The organism is Vibrio sp. 10N.222.52.B7 (genome assembly GCF_041474275.1).
GTDB lineage: Bacteria > Pseudomonadota > Gammaproteobacteria > Enterobacterales > Vibrionaceae > Vibrio > Vibrio crassostreae_C.
Genome location: NZ_JBFRTU010000673.1, coordinates 1 through 293, shown reverse-complemented (window position 1 = coordinate 293; position 293 = coordinate 1). Strand labels below are relative to the sequence as shown.

Genomic DNA, 293 nt, shown 5'->3' with positions numbered 1-293 from the left:
CTTTATTGGTAGGAGAACTTCATTATCCGAAATACTTCGTAACCATGTTGGTTCTTTTTCATCAGGTAGCCCATCGATAAAAATTTTCTTCGGTCCAAAATAGTTGGTTGGAGCGTCTAAGCCAATAAGGAAATCTTTGGGAAATAGATCTTCTTCATGTACATTATGGTTTTCATCTGGATCTATGAAAATATTAGCAAAAGGAGTCGCGGTATAACCCACATAACAACTTCGATGAAACATCTTTAAGAGGTCACGTATTTGCCCATTAATCTTAGTAACTAGTTTATTAC

The 293-nt window shown here is 35.5% G+C and carries 1 protein-coding gene; it reads right to left on the bottom strand.

The features are described from left to right. A partial coding sequence (locus AB4512_RS24745) for a hypothetical protein (protein ID WP_372176118.1) occupies window positions 1-222 on the bottom strand: 222 nt, incomplete at its 3' end. Window positions 223-293 lie beyond the last annotated feature (71 nt).